Below are 1,682 nucleotides of genomic sequence, written 5' to 3' on the forward strand. Positions count from 1 at the left end.
AGTGTTGCACTTAACTTGACAATTGAGGAAGGAGTAAATTGTGAAAGCTAGTAGATCGAGGAGTACAATACTTAATTCGTCCATTTTGACATTAGTTCAAATATTTACAATTCTAGTAAAATTTATTACACAGACAATCTTTATCAAGTATTTAGGCAAAGAATTTTTAGGGTTGAACGGGCTTTTTACAAATGTGCTGAGTGTGCTTTCATTTGCTGAACTTGGTGTTGGAAGTGCGATTGTTTTTTCTCTATATGGTCCACTTGCCAAAAATGATGAGGAATCTGTTAGTGCGTTAATGAATTTGTTTAAAAAAGCATATGACGCGATCGGCATTATAATAGCCGTTGCAGGAATGGTTATGATTCCAATTCTGCCTGTGCTCATCAAAGATTATAGCTCACTAAATAGCGTAACTTATTATTTTGTGTTGTATTTGACTAATTCAGTTGTTAGCTATTTTTTCACGTATAAAAGATCGCTTCTGATTGCTGATCAAAAAGAATACATAAGTGCGCTTAATCAGCTGAAATATACTGCAGTGCAAGTTGTATTACAAGTAACTGTTCTATTTCTTTTTCATTCATATGCATATTATTTATGGGTTGCAATTATTTGTACAGTATTATCAAATTTTACAATATCACGTAAAGTAGACAGGCTTTATCCATATCTTAATAAAAATAAGAATTTGAAGGTCAATCGTAACGAAATTCATCATTTACGAAATAACATTGCAGGGATGGTTGGTTCTAAAATTGGTAGTATTGTGGTGCGTTCAACTGATAATTTGTTACTTTCGGCCTTTATGGGCATCACAGTAGTTGGAATATATTCTAATTATTTGCTGATTGTAACGAGTATCAGTAATATTCTGTCAAAGCTGATTAGCTCGGTGACAGCTAGTGTGGGTAATTTAATTGTTGAGAATAATCAGAAAAAGGCTTTTCAAGTATATTCAGCCCATTTTATGATTAACTTTTTTATTGTTTCTATTTCAGCGGGGTGTCTCTATGTGTCACTCAATCCATTTATTAAATTTTGGGCTGGGAAGAGTTACGTTTTGTCGTTACCTGTTATTGTTATCGTTGTTCTCAATTATTTTTTTGATCAATTGCGACAAAGTTCAATCACTTTTATTAGTGCTTATGGATTATTTGTTCCAAATGGTAAGAAGTCGGTGATTGAGGCTATTTTAAATTTTGTATTATCATTGTCATTATTATTAGTTTTTCATCTTGGGATTCGAGGAGTTCTATTAGGAACCATTTTGACAAACTTATTCCTGAATTCTTGGTGGGAACCTTTATTGCTCTTTCGACTCGGATTTGGATTCAAAAAAAAGTATTTGCGATTCTATGTTTTTAATTATGCGTTGAATAGCGTATTTGTGATACTTGTTGTTTTTGTGATTTCAAAGACTATTTTGTGTTTAGATCAATTTATGTTTCAATCTAATTTATTTATTGCTTTTTTGAATTCATTGATAATGATTTTTTTTATGGTAGTATTTTTTAGTGTTTTTTATTCGAAAACTACTGGGTATAAATATATTGTTTTATTTTTTAAAAAAATATTTAGAAGTAATTGAGCGCTTCTTTTTTTGTTTATACTGGACTAAACACTTATCTTAGTAAGATAAGTGTTTTTTATGGCTCTTTGTCAAATCCTGTTGATGAATA

Annotated in this window: 1 protein-coding gene; it reads left to right on the forward strand. The window is 30.8% G+C overall.

Annotated features, from left to right (window positions below):
- Positions 1 to 40: 40 nt before the first annotated feature.
- Positions 41 to 1,591 (forward strand): lipopolysaccharide biosynthesis protein, encoded by a 1,551-nt coding sequence (locus tag FC65_RS10550; protein WP_056972688.1) that lies wholly within the window; start codon positions 41 to 43, stop codon positions 1,589 to 1,591.
- Positions 1,592 to 1,682 lie beyond the last annotated feature (91 nt).

This window comes from Ligilactobacillus acidipiscis DSM 15836, assembly GCF_001435755.1.
GTDB lineage: Bacteria > Bacillota > Bacilli > Lactobacillales > Lactobacillaceae > Ligilactobacillus > Ligilactobacillus acidipiscis.